Source organism: Sphingomonas panacis (genome assembly GCF_001717955.1).
Classification (GTDB): Bacteria; Pseudomonadota; Alphaproteobacteria; order Sphingomonadales; family Sphingomonadaceae; genus Sphingomonas; species Sphingomonas panacis.
In genome coordinates this window covers 547,410-564,397 of record NZ_CP014168.1, presented here as the reverse complement: position 1 = coordinate 564,397, position 16,988 = coordinate 547,410, and the positions used below count along the sequence as shown (strand labels likewise).

General features: G+C 66.2%; 18 protein-coding genes. 15 read left to right on the top strand and 3 right to left on the bottom strand.

Annotated elements, in window-relative coordinates:
- Positions 1 to 31: 31 nt before the first annotated feature.
- The 4 genes from J0A91_RS02595 (at position 32) to J0A91_RS02580 (ending at position 3,024) form a co-directional block, all read left to right on the top strand.
- Positions 32 to 970 (top strand): DUF5996 family protein, encoded by a 939-nt coding sequence (locus tag J0A91_RS02595; RefSeq protein ID WP_240502172.1) that lies wholly within the window; start codon positions 32 to 34, stop codon positions 968 to 970.
- On the top strand, positions 970 to 1,173 hold the full coding sequence (locus J0A91_RS02590; RefSeq protein ID WP_069206962.1) for a putative signal transducing protein: 204 nt from the start codon (positions 970 to 972) through the stop codon (positions 1,171 to 1,173). Before J0A91_RS02595 ends, J0A91_RS02590 begins: the two co-directional genes overlap by 1 nt.
- A gap of 145 nt (positions 1,174 to 1,318) precedes the next feature.
- Entirely contained in the window at positions 1,319 to 1,657 is a 339-nt protein-coding gene (locus J0A91_RS02585; RefSeq protein WP_069203609.1) for a P-II family nitrogen regulator, read from the top strand.
- A gap of 38 nt (positions 1,658 to 1,695) precedes the next feature.
- Positions 1,696 to 3,024, top strand: a complete 1,329-nt coding sequence (locus J0A91_RS02580; protein ID WP_069206960.1) for an ammonium transporter — start codon at positions 1,696 to 1,698, stop codon at positions 3,022 to 3,024.
- A gap of 189 nt (positions 3,025 to 3,213) precedes the next feature.
- On the opposite strand, the gene J0A91_RS02575 is transcribed toward J0A91_RS02580, so the two are convergent.
- Positions 3,214 to 3,699, bottom strand: coding sequence for a GNAT family N-acetyltransferase (locus tag J0A91_RS02575; RefSeq protein ID WP_150126804.1), 486 nt, complete (start codon positions 3,697 to 3,699; stop codon positions 3,214 to 3,216).
- A gap of 112 nt (positions 3,700 to 3,811) precedes the next feature.
- The gene (locus J0A91_RS02570; RefSeq protein WP_069203608.1) at positions 3,812 to 5,074 is read right to left on the bottom strand and encodes a NupC/NupG family nucleoside CNT transporter; all 1,263 of its coding nucleotides are present in this window, start codon (positions 5,072 to 5,074) and stop codon (positions 3,812 to 3,814) included.
- 218 nt (positions 5,075 to 5,292) lie between these two features.
- Between J0A91_RS02570 and J0A91_RS02565 the strand changes: the two genes are divergently transcribed.
- The 6 genes from J0A91_RS02565 to J0A91_RS02540 are packed head-to-tail and all read left to right on the top strand — an operon-like array spanning position 5,293 to position 10,094.
- Positions 5,293 to 6,639: a S41 family peptidase gene (locus J0A91_RS02565; RefSeq protein ID WP_069206958.1), complete on the top strand. Its 1,347-nt coding sequence runs from the start codon at positions 5,293 to 5,295 to the stop codon at positions 6,637 to 6,639.
- Between the two features lie 3 nt (positions 6,640 to 6,642).
- Positions 6,643 to 7,128 (top strand): disulfide bond formation protein B, encoded by a 486-nt coding sequence (locus J0A91_RS02560; RefSeq protein ID WP_069203607.1) that lies wholly within the window; start codon positions 6,643 to 6,645, stop codon positions 7,126 to 7,128.
- Positions 7,125 to 7,661 carry a demethoxyubiquinone hydroxylase family protein gene (locus tag J0A91_RS02555; RefSeq protein WP_069203606.1) on the top strand — a complete coding sequence of 179 codons (537 nt, stop codon included), beginning with the start codon at positions 7,125 to 7,127 and terminating at the stop codon, positions 7,659 to 7,661. The genes J0A91_RS02560 and J0A91_RS02555 overlap by 4 nt, the downstream gene beginning before the upstream one ends.
- Before the next feature lie 29 nt (positions 7,662 to 7,690).
- Complete coding sequence (locus J0A91_RS02550; RefSeq protein WP_069203605.1) at positions 7,691 to 8,104, top strand: hypothetical protein; 414 nt, start codon at positions 7,691 to 7,693, stop codon at positions 8,102 to 8,104.
- A gap of 21 nt (positions 8,105 to 8,125) precedes the next feature.
- Entirely contained in the window at positions 8,126 to 8,635 is a 510-nt protein-coding gene (locus tag J0A91_RS02545) for a DUF2306 domain-containing protein (protein WP_069203604.1), read from the top strand.
- Positions 8,636 to 8,660: 25 nt separating this feature from the next.
- Positions 8,661 to 10,094 (top strand): hypothetical protein, encoded by a 1,434-nt coding sequence (locus J0A91_RS02540; protein WP_069203603.1) that lies wholly within the window; start codon positions 8,661 to 8,663, stop codon positions 10,092 to 10,094.
- A gap of 141 nt (positions 10,095 to 10,235) precedes the next feature.
- Here J0A91_RS02540 and J0A91_RS02535 read toward each other — a convergent pair whose 3' ends face one another.
- Positions 10,236 to 10,865, bottom strand: coding sequence for a DedA family protein (locus J0A91_RS02535; protein WP_069203602.1), 630 nt, complete (start codon positions 10,863 to 10,865; stop codon positions 10,236 to 10,238).
- Between the two features lie 125 nt (positions 10,866 to 10,990).
- Here J0A91_RS02535 and rpiA point away from each other — a divergent pair, with 125 nt between their 5' ends.
- From rpiA to J0A91_RS02510, 5 genes are all read left to right on the top strand, one after another.
- Entirely contained in the window at positions 10,991 to 11,671 is a 681-nt protein-coding gene (gene rpiA, locus J0A91_RS02530; RefSeq protein ID WP_069203601.1) for a ribose-5-phosphate isomerase RpiA, read from the top strand.
- 107 nt (positions 11,672 to 11,778) lie between these two features.
- Positions 11,779 to 13,866, top strand: a complete 2,088-nt coding sequence (gene tkt / locus J0A91_RS02525; RefSeq protein ID WP_069203600.1) for a transketolase — start codon at positions 11,779 to 11,781, stop codon at positions 13,864 to 13,866.
- Positions 13,866 to 14,990, top strand: a complete 1,125-nt coding sequence (gene tal / locus J0A91_RS02520) for a transaldolase (RefSeq protein ID WP_069203599.1) — start codon at positions 13,866 to 13,868, stop codon at positions 14,988 to 14,990. Before tkt ends, tal begins: the two co-directional genes overlap by 1 nt.
- 157 nt (positions 14,991 to 15,147) lie before the next feature.
- A complete protein-coding gene (gene gnd, locus J0A91_RS02515; protein WP_069203598.1) occupies positions 15,148 to 16,131 on the top strand; it encodes a phosphogluconate dehydrogenase (NAD(+)-dependent, decarboxylating) in 984 nt (327 codons plus the stop codon).
- Positions 16,128 to 16,943, top strand: a complete 816-nt coding sequence (locus tag J0A91_RS02510) for a Cof-type HAD-IIB family hydrolase (RefSeq protein WP_069203597.1) — start codon at positions 16,128 to 16,130, stop codon at positions 16,941 to 16,943. The genes gnd and J0A91_RS02510 overlap by 4 nt, the downstream gene beginning before the upstream one ends.
- The last annotated feature ends 45 nt before the right edge of the window (positions 16,944 to 16,988 follow it).

Here is a 16,988-nt window from a genome sequence, read left to right as displayed (position 1 = left end):
TAGCGACCACATGGGTCAATTGGAGATGTCGATGCGCAACGCCTGGCCCACGCTCGACTGGACCGCGTGGCGCGAGACCGCCATCGCGCTCCAGCTTCGCACGCAGATCATCGGCAAGGTGCGGCTCGCGCTGACGCCGTGGCTCAACCATAGCTGGCATGTGCCGCTGTATGTTTCGGCGCGTGGGCTCACCAGCTCGGCGATCCCGGTCGGCGCGCGCATCCTGGAGATCGACTTCGATTTTCGGCATGACCGGCTGATCTTCATGACCAGCGACGGGCGCAGCCGCGGAATCGGCCTGCACGCCGGCAGCATCGCCGATTTTCACGCGGCGGTGATCGCGTGCCTGAACGAACTCGACGTGCCGAGCCGCTTCGACGGCAGGCCCAGCGAGATGCCCGATGCGATACCCTTCGCCGAGGATCATGCGTCGCGACCCTATGACGCCGATGCGGTGCGCGGCTTCTGGCAGGCGCTGATCCATATCGCGGGCGCGTTCGGAGAATTCCGCACCGGCTTTCTCGGCAAGGCCAGCCCGGTGCATTTCTTCTGGGGCAGCTTCGATCTCGCCGCCACGCGCTTTTCGGGGCGGACCGCGCCGCGCCATCCCGGCGGCGTGCCGGGCTTGCCCGATGATGTGACCTGCGAGGCGTACAGCCATGAGGAAGCGAGCATCGGCTTCTGGCCGGGCAGCGACGCCTATCCGACCGCCGCGTTGTACGCTTATGCCTATCCGTCGCCGGAAGGGTATGCCGCTGCCAAGGTGGCGCCCGACGCGGCCGCTTGGGACACCACGCTCGGCGAGTTCATCCTGCCGTATGACGCGGTGCGTACCGCGCCCGATCCGCGGGCGGCGATCCTCGCGTTCTGCCACAGCACCTATGACGCGGCGGCGGATCTCGCGCATTGGGATCGCGATGCACTCGAATGCCCGCTTGGCCGGCCGCGCGTACCGCGCGTGGTCGCCTGATGGCCATTGTCGAGATCGGCCGCTTCAATCGCAATGAAGCGCATATCGTGATCGGGCGGCTCGAATCGGAGGGCATTCCAGCGCTCGCGCTCGATGCCAACGCCAGCATCGCCGATGGCAGCTACCTGTTCATCCCGGTGCGCGTGATGGTCGATGAGGATGATTCCGAGGCCGCACGCCGCATTGTTGCGGGTGCTGCCTGAAATTCAGGCACTTTCTCGCCACTGCACAAAATTTACCCCCAAGTAACGGTTTGGTTCCCACCGAACGTCGCGCAAATGCGTCGTTTCGACTTGGCACGACGATTGCTGAGTACCTCTCGGGACAAAAGCTAAAAGGGGGCGTCGAGTGAAGCTCGTTATTGCCATCATCAAACCATTCAAGCTCGACGAGGTGCGCGAGGCGCTCACCGAGATCGGGGTTGCGGGCATGACCGTCACCGAGGTGAAGGGGTTCGGCCGCCAGAAGGGCCAGACCGAAATCTACCGCGGCGCGGAATACAGCACCAACATGGTGCCGAAGATCAAGATCGAGATCGTCTGCGCCGAAGACCTCGCCGCCAAGGTGGTCGAATCGATCCAGGCTTCGGCCAACACCGGCGCGATCGGCGACGGCAAGATCTTCGTTCTCGATGTCGGCCAGGCGGTGCGAATCCGCACCGGCGAAACTGACGAGACGGCATTGTGAACGGCGCAACAGACCCGGGGCTCATGAAGGGGGCAATGATGAACAAGACGTTGAAATATGTCGGCATTGCCGGCCTGGGAGCGGCGCTGTTCGCATCCCTGCCGGCCTGGGCGCAGGCCGCCGCACCCGCGCCGACGGTCAACAAGGGCGATACCGCCTGGATGATGACCTCCACGCTGCTGGTGCTGATGATGATCGTGCCCGGCCTGGCGCTGTTCTACGGCGGCCTCACCCGCGCCAAGAACATGCTGTCGACGATGACTCAGATCGGCGCGGTCGCGTGCTTCGCGATGCTGATCTGGGTGATGTACGGCTACACGATGGCCTTCGGCGATGGCGGCAACGATTTCATCTCGGGCTTCGGCAAGGCCTTCCTCGCCGGCATTACGCCTGATTCGACTGCGGCGACTTTCACCGCTGGCGTCGCCATTCCCGAATATGTCTTCATCTGCTTCCAGATGACCTTCGCCGCGATCACCGTCGCGCTGGTGCTGGGTTCGGTGGTTGAGCGCATGAAGTTCTCCGCGGTGATGGTGTTCGCCGCGGTGTGGCTGACGATCGTCTATTTCCCGGTCGCGCACATGGTCTGGGCGTCGGGCGGCCTGTTCTTCAAGATGGGCGCGCTGGATTTCGCCGGCGGCACCGTCGTCCACATCAACGCCGGCGTCTCAGCGCTGGTCGCCGCGCTGATCCTCGGCAAGCGGATCGGCTATCCGACCGAGCGCATGGCGCCGCACTCGCTCACCATGACCGGCATCGGCACCGGCCTGCTGTGGGTGGGCTGGTTCGGCTTCAACGCCGGCTCGGCGCTCGAAGCGAACGGCTCGGCCGGCCTCGCCATGATCAACACCTTCGTCGCCACCGCCTCGGCGGGCCTGTTCTGGATGCTGGTCGAGCGGGCCAACGGTCACAAGGGTTCGGCACTCGGCTTCTGCTCGGGCATCGTCGCCGGCCTCGTCGCCGTCACCCCGGCGGCGGGCAATTCCGGCCCGTTCGGCGCGATCATCCTTGGCGGCGTCGCCTCGGTGGTCTGCTATTACGCGGTCTCGTTCCTCAAGCCCAAGCTCGGCTATGACGACGCGCTCGACGCGTTCGGCGTCCACGGCATCGGCGGGATGATCGGCGCGATCGGCACCGGCATCGTCTATGCGCCGTGGCTCGGCGGCCCCGGCAAGCCGGACTTCGACATGGGCCATCAGGTGATCGTCCAGATCGAAGCGGTCGGCACGACGATCGTCTGGGCGGCGGTCGGCACCGTCATCGCGATCTATGTCGCCAAGCTGCTCACCGGCCTGCGCGTCTCGCCGGAAGTCGAGCTCGAAGGGCTCGACATCGGCGAGCACGGCGAGCGCGCCTACAACTCGTAATTCAAGATCGGGGCGGGCCTCGGGCTCGCCCCCCACAGCGTTCCTCCTGCGGACGACCTTCGGCCGGTGCGGCAACGCACCGGCCCTTTTTTATGTGTGGTTGCGCGAGCATGTCGCGGTGAGCGATCTGCGTTTGCGCCTGATCCACGGGTGAAGAGTGACTGTGAAAGTCGCCGGCGTCCGCCCGCGCTAAAGCGCCCGGAACATCACCAGCGCATCGACATCGCCGAGCGACGGATGCGCGAACGCGCGCGGCAGCGTACCCACCACCGCGAACCCGCATGCCTGCCACAGCGCCACCGCGCGCGTGTTGCTCGCCACCACGAAGTTGAACTGCATCGCGCGGAACCCGGCGGCGCGCGCCTGATCGAGCGAGTGCAGGCACATCGCGCGCGCCACGCCGCGCCCGGTCGCCCCCGGCGCAGTCATGTAGCCGCAATTGGCAACGTGCGCGCCGCCGCCCGCTTGGTTGGCGCGCAGCAGATAGGTGCCGAGGATCACGCCATCCGCCTCCGCCACGAACACGCGGTTGCCTGGCGCGAACCAATAGGCAAGCGCGGCATCCTGCTCCAGCACCCGGTCGAGCGCATAGGTCTCGCCAGCGCGGATCACCGGTTCGAGGATCGTCCAGATCGCGGCGCGGTCGGTTGGGGTGGCGGGACGGATCGACAGCATATTATCCTCCGTTCGTCCTGAGCGTAGTCGAAGGGCGTGCCCCGCACGGCGTCGCTCGGGGCGCGTGCTTCGACAGGCTCAGCACGAACGGGTGAGGGTGATCCAGCGCATCTTACGCGATCAGCAGGCCCGCGAGCGCCGCCGACATCAGATTGGCGAGGCTCCCCGCCGCGAGCGCACGCAGGCCCAGCTTGGCGATCATCGGCCGCTGGTTTGGCGCGAGGCTGCCGGTCGAGGCCATCTGGATCGCGATCGAGCTGAAATTGGCGAAACCGCACAGCGCGAACGTCACGATCGCGACGGTGCGCGGGCTGAGGCCCTTCATCTGTCCCATGTCGGCGAACGCGACGAATTCGTTGAGCACGACCTTGGTGCCGAGCAATCCGCCCGCCGCCGCGGTCTCGTTCCACGGCACGCCCAGCAGATACATCACCGGCGCCAGCACCGTGCCGAGGAGCGACTGGAAGCTCAGGCCCTTCAACCCGAACCAGCTTCCCACTTCGGACAGCAGGCCGTTGGCGCACGCCACCAAAGCCACGAACGCCAGCACCATCGCGCCGACCGCGACCGCGATCCGCACGCCGGTCTGCGCACCCATCGCCGCCGCCATGATGATGTTGGCGGCGCGCTCTTCCTCGGCGGCGACTTCCGCGACGCGCACGATCTGCTCCTCGCGGTCGTCGCCGAGCGGCAATTCACCGTCTTCGAACGGCGTGTCCGGCATGATGATCTTGGCCATCAGCAGCCCGCCCGGCGCCGCCATGAACGACGCGGCAAGCAGGAACGGCAGCGAGCCCGGCCCGAGCAGCGTGGCGTAGGCGGCGAGGATCGTCCCCGCCACGCCGGCCATGCCGACCGACATCACCGCGAAAAGCTGCGATGGGGTGAGCGTGGCGAGATAGGGGCGGATCACCAGCGGCGCCTCGCTCTGTCCGACGAAGATGTTCGCCGCCGCGCACAAGGATTCGACCTTGGAGACGCCCGTCACCTTCTCGATCGCGCCGCCGAGCCAGCGCACCACGAGCTGCATGATGCCGACATGGTACAGCACCGCGACCAGCGCCGCGAAGAAGATGATGACCGGCAACGAGGAGATCGCGAAGGCGTGGCCGAACTTGGGATCGGTGGCGAGATCGCCGAAGATAACCTTCGTACCCTCGCCCGCATAGCCCAGCAAAGCCGAAACGGCGGCGGACATGCCGTAGATCGCCGCCTTGCCGGCGGGCACGTAGAGGACCAGCACCGCGATCGCGACCTGAAGCGCGAACGCCGCCCCCACCACGCGCGGCCGGATCGCCCGGCGGTTGGTGGAAAGCGCGAGCGCGATCAGGAGGATGACGACGATACCGGCCAGGCCGATCAGGAATTTGGTCATGCGTGTCTTCGCGCCCATCGTGCGGCGGCCGTCCCCCGGGCGCCTGCTTTTCGAGGCGCACCATACAGGGCGAAGGCGCGCACGCCAGAGCCTAACCGTGGCGATGGCGACTTACGATCCGCTCAGCCGCGGTTCAGCCGCGAGCGCGCTTTGATCCGCGGCGGAATGCCGCTACGATGCGACGCGATGCTTTTTCGATGGATGGAAATATCCGCTTGATGTCCCGCGTTCCCGGTTCCCGTGCCCTGCTGCAAGCCACTGCGATCGCCGCTGTCCTCGCGATCGTGCCGATCGGCACCGGCGCGATGGCGGCGGTCGACAGCAGCACCTATCGCGAGATTTCGGTGTTCATGGACGTGTTCAACCGCGTGAAGGCGGAATATGTCGACAAGGTCGATGACAAGACGCTGGTGAAGGGCGCGATCGACGGCATGCTCGCCGCGCTCGATCCACACAGCAGCTTCGAGACCGGGCTCGATTATGACAATCTGCGCATCCAGACCACGGGCAGTTACGGCGGGCTCGGCCTTACCGTCACGATGGAGGATGGCGCGGTCAAGGTGATCGCGCCGCAGGAAGATACGCCGGGCTGGCGCGCGGGCGTCAAGTCGGGCGATTATATCACCCATATCGACGGCAAATTGATCTTCGGGGACACGCTCGACGAGGCGATCGCCAAGATGCGTGGGCGCCCGGGCACCAAGATCACACTGACGCTGCAACGCCCCGGCAAGTCCGATCCGATCATCGCGACGATGGTGCGCGAACAGATCGTCCAGAAGCCGGTCAAATGGTCGGTGAAAGGCAATGTCGGCATCATCAACATCAACACCTTCTCCGAACATACCGGCGATGCCGTCCACGCCGCGATCCTCGGCATCGACAAGCAACTCGGCCACCAGCCAACCGGCTATGTCGTCGATCTGCGCGACAATGGCGGTGGGCTTCGCGACGAAGCGGTCGCGGTCGCCGACAATTTCCTGTCGTCGGGCGTGATCGTGTCGCAGCGCGGGCGCGACCGCAGCGATGTCGAGACCTTCTATGCGGAAAGCTATTTCAAGGGCGATCCGTCGCACGGGCTGCCGGTGATCGTGCTGACCAACGCCGGTACGGCCTCCGCGTCCGAAATCGTCGCGGGCGCGTTGCAGGATCATCACCGCGCATTGGTGATGGGCGAGCGCTCGTTCGGCAAGGGATCGGTGCAGACGGTGATCGACATGGGGGGCAACACCGCATTGCGGCTCACCACCTCGCGCTATTACACGCCGTCGGATCGCTCGGTGCAGGAAGGCGGGATCGAACCCGACGTGCAGGTGCCGCAGATTTCCGATGCCGATTACAAGAAACGCCCGATATTCCGCGAGGACGATTTGCGCCGCCACCTCATCAACGAGATCAAGAACGACGATTCGGTGCTCGAACAGGACAGCAAGCCCGATCCGCGCTTCGCCGCGACCCCGGCCGAGTTGAAGGCCAAGGGTGTCGACGATTTCCAGCTCGATTATGCGATCAGGACGCTCGCCCGGCTCGGGGCGGCACCGCAGGTCGCGGCGGCGCGGCGCTGAGCGATGGGCACCGACCGCATCGCCCGCGCGCGCTGGATCGCGCTGATCGTCCCCGCCGCGTTGATCGCCGGCGCATACGGCTTTCAATATATCGGCCATCTCTACCCCTGCGAAATGTGCTGGTGGCAGCGCTACCCGCAGTTCGCCGCGATCGTGTTCGCGCTGGCCGCCTTCGTCGTGCCCGCGCGGGCCAGCCGGTTGCTGATCGTCTGCGCCGCGCTCGCGATTTTCCTCAGCGGCGCGATCGGCGTGTTCCACGCTGGCGTCGAATATCATTGGTGGCAGGGCTTCACCGAATGCACCTCGACGATGGCGGGGCATGGCGGCTCGGTCGATGACATGCTCGCGCGGATCATGAAGGCGCCGGTGGTGCGCTGCGACGTGCCGCAATGGACATTGTTCGGCATCTCGCTCGCCGGGTTCAACGCACTCGTTTCGATTCCGGCCGCGCTGGTGATCCTTGCGCTCCTCCCGAAGGGCAAAAGATGAGCGGCTGGAAACCCGGCGACGCCCGGCGCGACACGCGATCGATGGTCCGTGTCGATCAGGCCGGTGAATATGGCGCGACGCGAATCTACGCCGGCCAGCTCGCGGTGATGGGGGATCGTACCCCCGCCGCGCGCGCGATCGCCGGCATGGCCAATCAGGAACAGCGCCACCGCGCGTTTTTCGACGCGATGATCGTGGCGCGCGGTGTACGCCCGACGATCCTGCAACCGTTCTGGGATGTGGCGGGTTTTGCCCTTGGCGCGGTGACGGCGGCGCTCGGCCCGGAAGCGGCGATGGCTTGTACCGCCGCGGTCGAGACCGAGATCGACAAACATTATGCCGATCAGCTCGAAGCGCTGGGGGATTCCGACCCGGAATTGTCGGCCGCGGTGCTGGAGTTCCAGGCGGAGGAGGTCGAACACCGCGAGACGGCGCTCGCCTCGGGTGCGGAGAGCGCGCCGGCCTATCTGTTGCTGACCGGCGCGATCCGGCTCGGGTGCCGCATCGTGATCGCCGCGGCGAAACGCATATGACGGGCGCTGCCCGGTACGGGAGTGACGCGATGAAGAAGATGGTTTCGATCGTGATGGCTGGGCTGGCCACCGCACTTGCGTCCGCGCCCGCGCAGGTGGCGGCGCAAGGCAAGCCGGTCCCGTCGCTGGTCATCTACGGCGACCAGAAATGCCCGACCGACAACGACGGGGCCGAGGTCGTCGTCTGCGTCCGCCGCCCGGCGAGCGAGCAGTTCCGCATTCCCAAGGAATTGCGCGATTTCAAGGTGACGCCCGAGAACGAGAGCTGGGCGTCGAAGGTCATCGCCAACGATCATGTCGGCGACACCGGGATCGGCAGTTGCAGCAACGTCGGTCCGGGCGGTGCGACCGGTTGCTTCCTGCAGAACTCGCAGATCAACCGCGCCACCAACAAGGAGCGCGCGCGCGACCAGCGTGTGCTCGAATCGACCATCGAAAAATAACATCACTGCCGGGGGGCATCTATGACAAGCGCAACAGCCGCGGCGCGGCCGCCGAGGCCGCTCGTGGCCGACGGGTATGAGAAGGCGCTGGCCGCAGGCGCGATGCTGCTGTCCGGCGTGGTGCTGGTCGCGCTCGTGCGCGGCCGGTCGCATTGGGGCGAGGTGCCGGCGCTCGTCTGGGCGCACCTCGCCACCATCGCCGTCGCGCTGGCGCTGACGCCGGTGATGCTGCTGCGGCGGCGTGGCGACGCGCCGCACCGGGCGCTCGGCAAGCTCTGGGTGGGGGCGATGTTCCTTACCGCCGTGATCACCTTCTGGGTGCGCCAATCGAACCCCGGCCATTTCAGCTTCATCCACATCATATCGTTATATGTCGTGGTCGCCGCGCCGATGGTGTGGTGGACGGCGGCAACGCGCCGAATCGAATCGCACCGGCGCTATGTGCGCGGCATGGTGACGGGGGCGTTGCTGATCGCCGGCTTCTTCACCTTGCCGTTCGGGCGGATGCTCGGCACCTGGCTGTTCGGCTGAGGCATTGATGCAGGCAAAGCCGATAATGCGCGGGCCGCACGGCGTCGCGCTGGTGCTGTTCGCGCTGGTGTGGTTCTCCTGCGCGTGGTTCGGCTCGTGGGCGCTCAACCCCAATAACGCGACCCGGCTGTTCGCCGCTTTCTCGATCGTCGAGCGCGGCGAGGCGACGATCGATCGCTATCAATCGCTGACGATCGACAAGGCGCAGTTCGGCGACCATTATTACATGGACAAGGCGCCCGGCATGACGCTGATGGCGGTGCCGCTCGTCTGGGGCGTGGAGAAAATCACCGGCGGCGAGACGCGCGATCTGGTCATCGATGCCGCCAACCCCCGGCTGATGCGCTTCATGGCGTTGCGGTTGTGCGTGGCGGTGGCGCTGGGCGCGGCGCTGCTCACCGCCTTCGCGGCGGTGCTGCTGCTCGATCTCGCCACCGGCATCACCGGCAGCCCGGCGGCCGGCCTTTATGCGGCGCTTGGCTATGCCCTGGGGTCGATCATATGGGGCTGGTCGACGACGATGCTCGGCCACGCGCCGGTCGCGGCGCTGCTGCTGATCGCGACCTGGGCGATCTGGCGCGGCACGAGCGGGGAGGGCGAGCTGACGCGCTGGCGCTATCCGCTGATGGCGGGGCTGGCGCTCGGCTGGGCGGTGGTGATCGAGTTCCAGGCCGCGCTCGGCGGTGTCGCGATCGCTGGCTGGGCATTGTGGCGGACGCGGGGCGTGGCGTGGCCGGTGCGCGGCCGCGTGCTGGCGACCGCGATCGCTTCGGGACTCGTCGCGGTGCTGCCGCTGTTCGCCTATAACCTGTTCGCGTTCGGCACGCTGTTCCGGCTCGGCTATCAGGGCGTGGTCGGCTTCAACGGCATGCAGCAGGGGCTATTCGGACTGACCTACCCCAAGCCGGGTGCGCTGTTCGGCATCCTGTTCGGCGTGCGGCGCGGCTTGCTATGGGTGTCGCCGGTGGTGATGTTGGGGGTGGTGGGGCTGTTCCTTATGACCCGCACGCGCGAAATGCGCGATCTCGGCGTGCTGGCGGCGGGGGTGATCGCGATCGTGTTGATGGTCAACGCGTCGTACGTCTATTGGGATGGCGGTGCGTCGATCGGCCCGCGCCATTCGGTGCCGGCGATTCCGTTCCTCGCGATCGGGCTGGCGGTCCTATGGGCGCGCGCGAGCCGGGTGTGGCAACGCGCGGCGCTGCTCGCGGCGCTCGCGCTGTCGATGGCGATCAACCTGATGATCGCCTCGACCGACGTCTTCGGCTCCGAAGCCTACGCTAATCCACTCTGGGATCGCACGATCATCGCGATGTTCCTGCCCGGCAATCTCAACACGATTCCCGGCGATTTCTTCGGCTGGAGCGCGTGGCGCGGCTTCTTCCTGTACCTCGACGTCGCCGTGCCGATGCTGGTGCTGCTGATCCTGTGGACGCGCGGCGCGGAGCGGCAGCAGTAGAGTTCGCGCAGAGGCGCAGAGGACGCAGAGGCGGACGGGCCACCGGCGCGCGCAGCGCTTTTTCTCTTCAGTGTTTTGATCGGCTTCGCCGGCAAAGCGCGCAACACCTTCGCGTTCTCTGCGCCTCTGCGCGAACCTTCCTCAGTGCTTTTTCATGCCCCGAACCCGGTGCCATACGAAGAACGCCACCGCCGCCAGCAACACGCCCGCGATCACCACGTCGGCGCTGTGGAACGCCGCCTTCACGCGTGGGTCGCTGTCCCATTTCTCGCCCAGCGTCGCGCCGAGCCATGCCAGCGCGAAGCACCACGGCCACGATCCGATGAAGGTGTAGAGGTGGAACGGCACCAGCGGCATCCGCGCCACGCCCGCCGGGAAGGCGATGAACGAGCGGATCAGCGGCAGCAGCCGCGCGATCAGCACCGCAGGCCCGCCGAAGCGCGCGAAGAAGCGGTCGGCGGTGTCGAGTTCGCCCGGCCCGACCAGAACATAGCGGCCCCAGCGCTCGGCGAGCGGCCGCCCGCCGCGCTTGCCGATCTCATAGGCGACGATCGACCCCAGATTGCAGCCGATCGCGCCCGCGGTCGCGACGAGCAGCAGGTTCAGTTCGCCTTTCCAGACCAGATAGCCGGCGAACGGCATGATGATTTCGGACGGCAACGGGATGCACGCCGATTCAATCGCCATCAGCAGCGCGATGCCGAGATAGCCGCCGCTGGAAATGACGGCGATGATGATGGTGGCGAGGAAGCCGAGTATCTTTTCGATCATGCTGCTCGCTCTGCCCCGAACATGGCGCATCTCGCCAGTGTAAAAATGGTGCTGACCGAAGGGGCGGATGGAAATTCGCCACCACCCACCCTAGGTCTGTCATGAGAGGGTGCGAAAAGGCCGGGATGACCACGGACGAAGACAAGCGCGAAGCGGCCAATGCGGCGGTCGAGGAGATCGCCGACGGCATGCTCGTCGGCCTCGGCACCGGATCGACCGCCGCGTTCGCGATCCACCGGCTCGGTGAGCGGGTGCGCGCGGGCTTGCGGGTGCGCGCGGTCGCCACCTCGCTGCGGAGCTTCGAGCAGGCGCGCGCGGCCGGGATCGCCATGCTCGACTTCGCCGACGTCGCCGCGACCGATCTCGCCATCGACGGCACCGACGAGATCGACGCGCGGCTTTATGCGATCAAAGGTGCGGGCGGGGCGATGCTGCGCGAGAAGATCGTCGCCGAATCCGCCGCGCGCATGATCGTCATCGCCGACGGATCGAAGCGCGTCGCCGCGATCGGCGCGGCCAAGCTGCCGGTCGAGGTGCTGCCGTTCGCCCGCAGCTTCGTCGCGCGCCGGCTGGCCGATCTCGGCGCGACCGTCACATTGCGCGGCGGCGACGCCGCCCCGTTCCGCACCGATCAGGACAATCTCGTGCTCGACTGTCGTTTCGCCGCGTTCGACGATCCGCTCGCGCTCGACGCGACATTGGCGGCGATCCCGGGCGTGCTCGGCCACGGCCTCTTCCTTCGTGAAATTGATAGCGCTATCATCTGCCAACAAGGGCAGGTGACACGTATCGACCGCCCCGTGTAGGGAAGATCATAACGCAGGCGGATCGTTCGCGTGAAAATTAGAACGGCCGCCACGCAACCACATCAGCGCGATGGCGTTAGCCGTTGACGAAGAGAAAGGCCCTTTGAATGTCCGATGCCCCGACGGTGAGCACCACGCCGGATCTGCACGAAGACGGATCGCCCGAACGCCTGGCGATCGACACGATTCGCACGCTGTCGATGGATGCGGTTCAGGCCGCCAATTCCGGGCACCCCGGCACGCCGATGGCGCTCGCGCCGGTCGGCCACACGATCTGGACCAAGTTCCTGCGCTACGATCCCGCGACGCCGGACTGGCCCAACCGCGACCGCTTCGTGCTGTCGGTCGGCCATGCGTCGATGCTGCTCTATGCGCTGATCCACCTCGCCGGCATCGAGGAGATCGACAAGGACGGCAAGAAGAGCGGCAAGCCCGCGCTCAGCCTCGACGATCTGAAGGGCTTCCGTCAGCTCAACTCGAAGACGCCGGGACACCCCGAATATCGCCACACGACCGGCGTCGAGACCACCACCGGCCCGCTCGGGGCGGGGTGCAGCAACTCGGTCGGCATGGCGATCGCCGAGCGCTGGCTCGCCGCGCGCTACAACAAGCCCGGCTACACAGTGTTCGATCACGACGTCTACACGCTCGCCGGTGACGGCTGCATGATGGAGGGCGTTTCGGCCGAGGCGGCGTCGCTCGCCGGGCACCTCAAGCTTTCCAATCTGTGCTGGATCTACGACAGCAACCACATCTCGATCGAGGGCGACACCGCGCTCGCGTTCGACGAGGATGTCGGCAAGCGGTTCGAGGCCTATGGCTGGAACGTCATCCATGTGAACGACGCCAACGACATCGCCGCGCTGACGGCGGCGTTCGACACGTTCCGCGCAACCAACGACAAGCCCACCTTCATCGTCGTCCATTCGATCATCGGCTGGGGTAGCCCGCGCGCCGGCAGCGAGAAGGCGCATGGCGAACCGCTCGGCGAGGAGAATATCCGCCTCACCAAACAGGCCTATGGCTGGCCCGAGGACGCCAAGTTCCTCGTCCCCGACGGCGTTGCCGAAGCCTTCAAGGGCGCGATGACCGAGCGCGGCGTGCCGCTGCGCGAGGCGTGGCAGGCGACCTTCGCGAAGTATCACGACGAATTTCCCGAACTCGCCGCCGAACTCGACGATCTGTTCGCGAGCAAGCTGCCCAAGGGCTGGGAAGCCGCGCTGCCGACCTTCGACGCCGACGCCAAGGGCATCGCCAGCCGCGATTCGAGCGGCAAGGTGCTCAACGCGCTGGTGAAGCAGGTGCCGTGGCTGGTCGGCGGCGCCGCCGATCTCGCGCCTTCGACCAAGACCGACATCAAGGGCGCACCCTCGTTCGAGGCCGACAATTACGGCGGCAGCAACTTCCACTTCGGCGTGCGTGAGCATGGCATGGGTGGCGTGGTGAACGGCATGGCGCTGTCATACCTGCGCGCCTACGGTTCGACCTTCTTCGTCTTCACCGATTACATGCGCGCGCCGATCCGTCTCTCGGCGATCATGGAACTCGGCGTGGTGTGGGTGTTCACGCACGATTCGATCGGCGTCGGCGAGGATGGCCCGACCCACCAGCCGATCGAGCATCTCGCGATGCTGCGCGCGACGCCGGGTCTCGACACGATCCGTCCGGGCGACGCCAACGAGGTGTCGGTGGCGTGGAAAGCGGCGCTTGAGGCGGGCAACAACCCGACCGCGCTGGTGCTGTCGCGGCAGGCGCTTCCCACCATCGACCGTGCGAAGTTCGCATCGGCCGAGGGGCTGTTGAAGGGTGGTTACGTCATCGCCGATTCGGACGGCGAACCGGAGCTGATCCTGATCGCCACTGGCAGCGAATTGTCGCTTGCCATCGCCGCGTATGAGAAGCTGATCGAGCAGGGCGTCGCCGCGCGCGTCGTCTCGCTGCCGAGCTGGCATCGCTACGAGATGCAGGACGCCGCCTACAAGGAGAGCGTGTTGCCGAAGGGCGTGCGCGCGCGGATCGCGATCGAACAGGCCGGCGAGATCGGCTGGGACCGCTATGTCGGGCTCGACGGCGCGACGATCACCATGTCGACTTTCGGTGCCTCGGCACCGCTCGCCAAGTTGCAGGACAAATACGGCTTCACGGTCGACAACGTTCTCAAGGTCTCGCGCGCATTGCTCGGAAAGGACGCATAATGAGTCTCCTCAAGGATCTCACCAGCCACGGCCAGGCCGTCTGGCTTGATTTCGTCGATCGCAAGTTCCTCGAGGCGGGCGGCCTCAAGAAACTCGTCGAGGAGGATGGCCTGACCGGGGTCACCTCCAACCCGTCGATCTTCGAAAAGGCGATGGGCTACGGGGATGCCTATGACGCCACGCTCGCCGAATATGACAAGGAGCATCCCGGCGCGGCGACGATGGACCGCTACGAAGCGCTCGCGATCCAGGACATCAAGGCCGCTGCCGAGACGCTGGCGCCGGTCTATGAGGCGAAGCAGGCCAAGGACGGCTACGTCAGCCTGGAAGTCTCGCCGTACCTCGCGAACGATACCGATGCGACGATCGCCGAGGCGCAGAAACTGTGGGCTGCGGTCGATCGGTCGAACCTGATGATCAAGATCCCGGGCACCCCCGCCGGCGTGCCGGCGATCGCCGCGACGATCGCGGCGGGCATCAACGTCAACGTGACGTTGCTGTTCTCGAACTCGGCTTATCAGGCGGTCGCGCTCGCTTATGTCGAGGGTCTCGAACAGCGCGTCCAGCAGGGCCTGCCGATCGACCGGATCGCCAGCGTCGCCAGCTTCTTCGTCAGCCGTATCGACAGCAAGATCGACGAGAAGATCGACGCGCGCATCAAGGATGGTGATCCCGAGAGCGAGGCGCTCAAGGCGATCCGCGGCAAGGTCGCCATCGCCAACGCCAAGCTCGCCTATGACTGGTTCCTCGAGTTCAGCAAGAGCTCGCGCTGGCAGGCGCTGGCGGCCAAGGGCGCGCAGGTGCAGCGGCTGTTGTGGGCTTCGACCGGGACCAAAGACCCGACCTTCCCCGACACGCTGTATCTCGACGAGCTGATCGGGCCGGACACGGTCAACACCGTTCCGCCCAAGACGCTGGACGCGTTCCGCGATCATGGCACCCCGGGCAACACGCTTGGCTCCGACATCCCCGGCGCGCGGCACGTTCTGTCCGGGGCGGAGCGGCTCGGGCTCGATCTCGACGGCGTCACCGATGCCCTGGTCGAAGAGGGCGTCGCGTCCTTCTCCAAGGCGTTCGACGACCTGCTCGGCGCGATCGCCAAGAAGCAGCCCGCGGTCGCCTAAGCCTCGCACCTCATACCGTTCGTCCTGAGTAGGGGCTGAGCGACGTCGAAGACCCGTATCGAAGGACATGCCCAGCAGCGGTCCTTCGATATGCCGCTTCGACAGGCTCAGCGGCTACTCGGGACGAACGGTGTTCGAAACCTGTAGGAGTACCCTCATGAAGATCGGAATCATCGGCCTCGGCCGGATGGGCGGCAATATCGCGCGGCGGCTGATGCGCGCCGGCCACGAAACCGTCGTCTTCGATCGGGACGAGAAAGCGGTCGCCGCTTTGGTCGCCGACGGATCGATCGGCGCGTCCTCGCTCGCCGACATGCAGGGCAAGCTCGCCGATCCGGCGATCTACTGGGTGATGCTCCCGGCCGGTGACCCGACCGAGCAGACCGTTGCGACGATCGCCGAGCAATGCGGCCCCGGCGGCATCATCATCGATGGCGGCAACAGCTTCTACAAGGACGATATCCGCCGCGCCAAGGCGCTGGCGGAAAAGCAGGTCCACTACGTCGATGTCGGCACGTCGGGGGGCGTCTGGGGGCTCGAACGCGGCTATTGCATGATGGTCGGCGGTGATCCCGAGACGATCAAGACGCTCGATCCGATCCTCGAAGCGCTTGCCCCCGGCGTCGGCACGATCCCGCGCACCCCGGGCCGCGACAACGAACAGGAAGATCCACGCGCCGAAATGGGGTATATCCATGCCGGACCAGCGGGCGCGGGCCACTTCGTCAAAATGGTCCACAACGGCATCGAATACGGGCTGATGCAGGCCTATGCCGAGGGTTTCGACATCCTCAAGGGCAAGTCCTCCGAGCATCTGCCCGAGGATGAGCGCTTCGACCTCAACCTTACCGATATCGCCGAGGTTTGGCGGCGCGGCAGCGTGATCTCGTCGTGGCTGCTCGATCTCACCGCGATCGGACTCGCCAAGGATCAGATGCTCGAACATTTCTCGGGCAATGTCGCCGATTCGGGCGAGGGCCAGTGGACGATCGACGCGGCGATGGAAGAGAAGGTGCCGGCGAACGTGCTCAGCGCGGCGCTGTACGCACGCTATCGCAGCCGCGTCGAGCATACGTTCGGCGACAAATTGCTGTCGGCGATGCGCTTCGGTTTTGGCGGCCACGTTGAAATGCCGCAATGAGCGGGGCCACCAAGGATGGCATCCGACTGTTCATCTCCGATCTCGATGGCACTTTGGTCGACAGGAAGAAGCAACTGACCGCGGGGACCATCGCCGCGGTCGCGCGGCTCAAGGCGGCTGGGATCGGCTTCAGCGTCATCAGCGCGCGGCCGCGTTCGGGCGTGCAACCGATCGTGGATGCGCTTGAGCTTGAGGTGCCGATCGGTGCGTTCAACGGCGGCATCCTGTTCAAGCGCGACGGCACGATGCTCGCCGAACATCGCATCGCGCCGCGCGTCGCCGCCGGCATGTTCGAACTGGCGCAGGGGCTGGATGTCGCGCCGTGGCTGTTCGCCGACGATAAGTGGTATGCGCTCGCCGAACAGGGGCCGCATTTCGACAGCGAGCGCGTGTCGGCGAACCAGTCGCCGATCGTGGTCGAAGATTTCGCGCCCTATTACGACCGGGCCGATAAGATCACTTTCGTCAGCGATACGCCCGCGCTGCTCGCCGGCCTGCTCGATCGCGCCCGCGCAGCCTATGGCGACGCCGCGACGATCGCCCAGTCGCAGACCTATTATCTCGACGTGACCGCGACCGCCGCCAACAAGGGCGACGGCGTGGCGGCGCTGGCCGAGAGCTTCGGCGTGCCGCTGTCGCAGACGGCGGTGATCGGCGATCAGTTCAACGACCTGCCGATGTTCGCGCGCGCCGGCCTGTCGATCGCGATGGGGCAGGCGCCCGATGGCGTGAAGGCGCTGGCACAGCACGTTACGGGCGCGAACGACGCCGACGGCGTCGCACAGGCGATCGATCAGATCATTCTAGCCTGAAACGCATTCCGCCTCCCCTCCCTTCCGGGGAGGGGAAGCGGTTGT

Excerpts from the sequence above, each read along its gene's own strand:
- J0A91_RS02595 (WP_240502172.1), top strand. The coding sequence starts at position 32 with ATGCGCAACGCCTGGCCCACGCTCGACTGGACCGCGTGGCGCGAGACC.
- J0A91_RS02590 (WP_069206962.1), top strand. The coding sequence starts at position 970 with ATGGCCATTGTCGAGATCGGCCGCTTCAATCGCAATGAAGCGCATATC.
- J0A91_RS02580 (WP_069206960.1), top strand. The coding sequence starts at position 1,696 with ATGAACAAGACGTTGAAATATGTCGGCATTGCCGGCCTGGGAGCGGCG.
- J0A91_RS02575 (WP_150126804.1), bottom strand. The coding sequence starts at position 3,699 with ATGCTGTCGATCCGTCCCGCCACCCCAACCGACCGCGCCGCGATCTGG.
- J0A91_RS02570 (WP_069203608.1), bottom strand. The coding sequence starts at position 5,074 with ATGACCAAATTCCTGATCGGCCTGGCCGGTATCGTCGTCATCCTCCTG.
- J0A91_RS02565 (WP_069206958.1), top strand. The coding sequence starts at position 5,293 with ATGTCCCGCGTTCCCGGTTCCCGTGCCCTGCTGCAAGCCACTGCGATC.
- J0A91_RS02560 (WP_069203607.1), top strand. The coding sequence starts at position 6,643 with ATGGGCACCGACCGCATCGCCCGCGCGCGCTGGATCGCGCTGATCGTC.
- J0A91_RS02555 (WP_069203606.1), top strand. The coding sequence starts at position 7,125 with ATGAGCGGCTGGAAACCCGGCGACGCCCGGCGCGACACGCGATCGATG.
- J0A91_RS02550 (WP_069203605.1), top strand. The coding sequence starts at position 7,691 with ATGAAGAAGATGGTTTCGATCGTGATGGCTGGGCTGGCCACCGCACTT.
- J0A91_RS02545 (WP_069203604.1), top strand. The coding sequence starts at position 8,126 with ATGACAAGCGCAACAGCCGCGGCGCGGCCGCCGAGGCCGCTCGTGGCC.
- J0A91_RS02540 (WP_069203603.1), top strand. The coding sequence starts at position 8,661 with ATGCGCGGGCCGCACGGCGTCGCGCTGGTGCTGTTCGCGCTGGTGTGG.
- J0A91_RS02535 (WP_069203602.1), bottom strand. The coding sequence starts at position 10,865 with ATGATCGAAAAGATACTCGGCTTCCTCGCCACCATCATCATCGCCGTC.
- rpiA (WP_069203601.1), top strand. The coding sequence starts at position 10,991 with ATGACCACGGACGAAGACAAGCGCGAAGCGGCCAATGCGGCGGTCGAG.
- tkt (WP_069203600.1), top strand. The coding sequence starts at position 11,779 with ATGTCCGATGCCCCGACGGTGAGCACCACGCCGGATCTGCACGAAGAC.
- tal (WP_069203599.1), top strand. The coding sequence starts at position 13,866 with ATGAGTCTCCTCAAGGATCTCACCAGCCACGGCCAGGCCGTCTGGCTT.
- gnd (WP_069203598.1), top strand. The coding sequence starts at position 15,148 with ATGAAGATCGGAATCATCGGCCTCGGCCGGATGGGCGGCAATATCGCG.
- J0A91_RS02510 (WP_069203597.1), top strand. The coding sequence starts at position 16,128 with ATGAGCGGGGCCACCAAGGATGGCATCCGACTGTTCATCTCCGATCTC.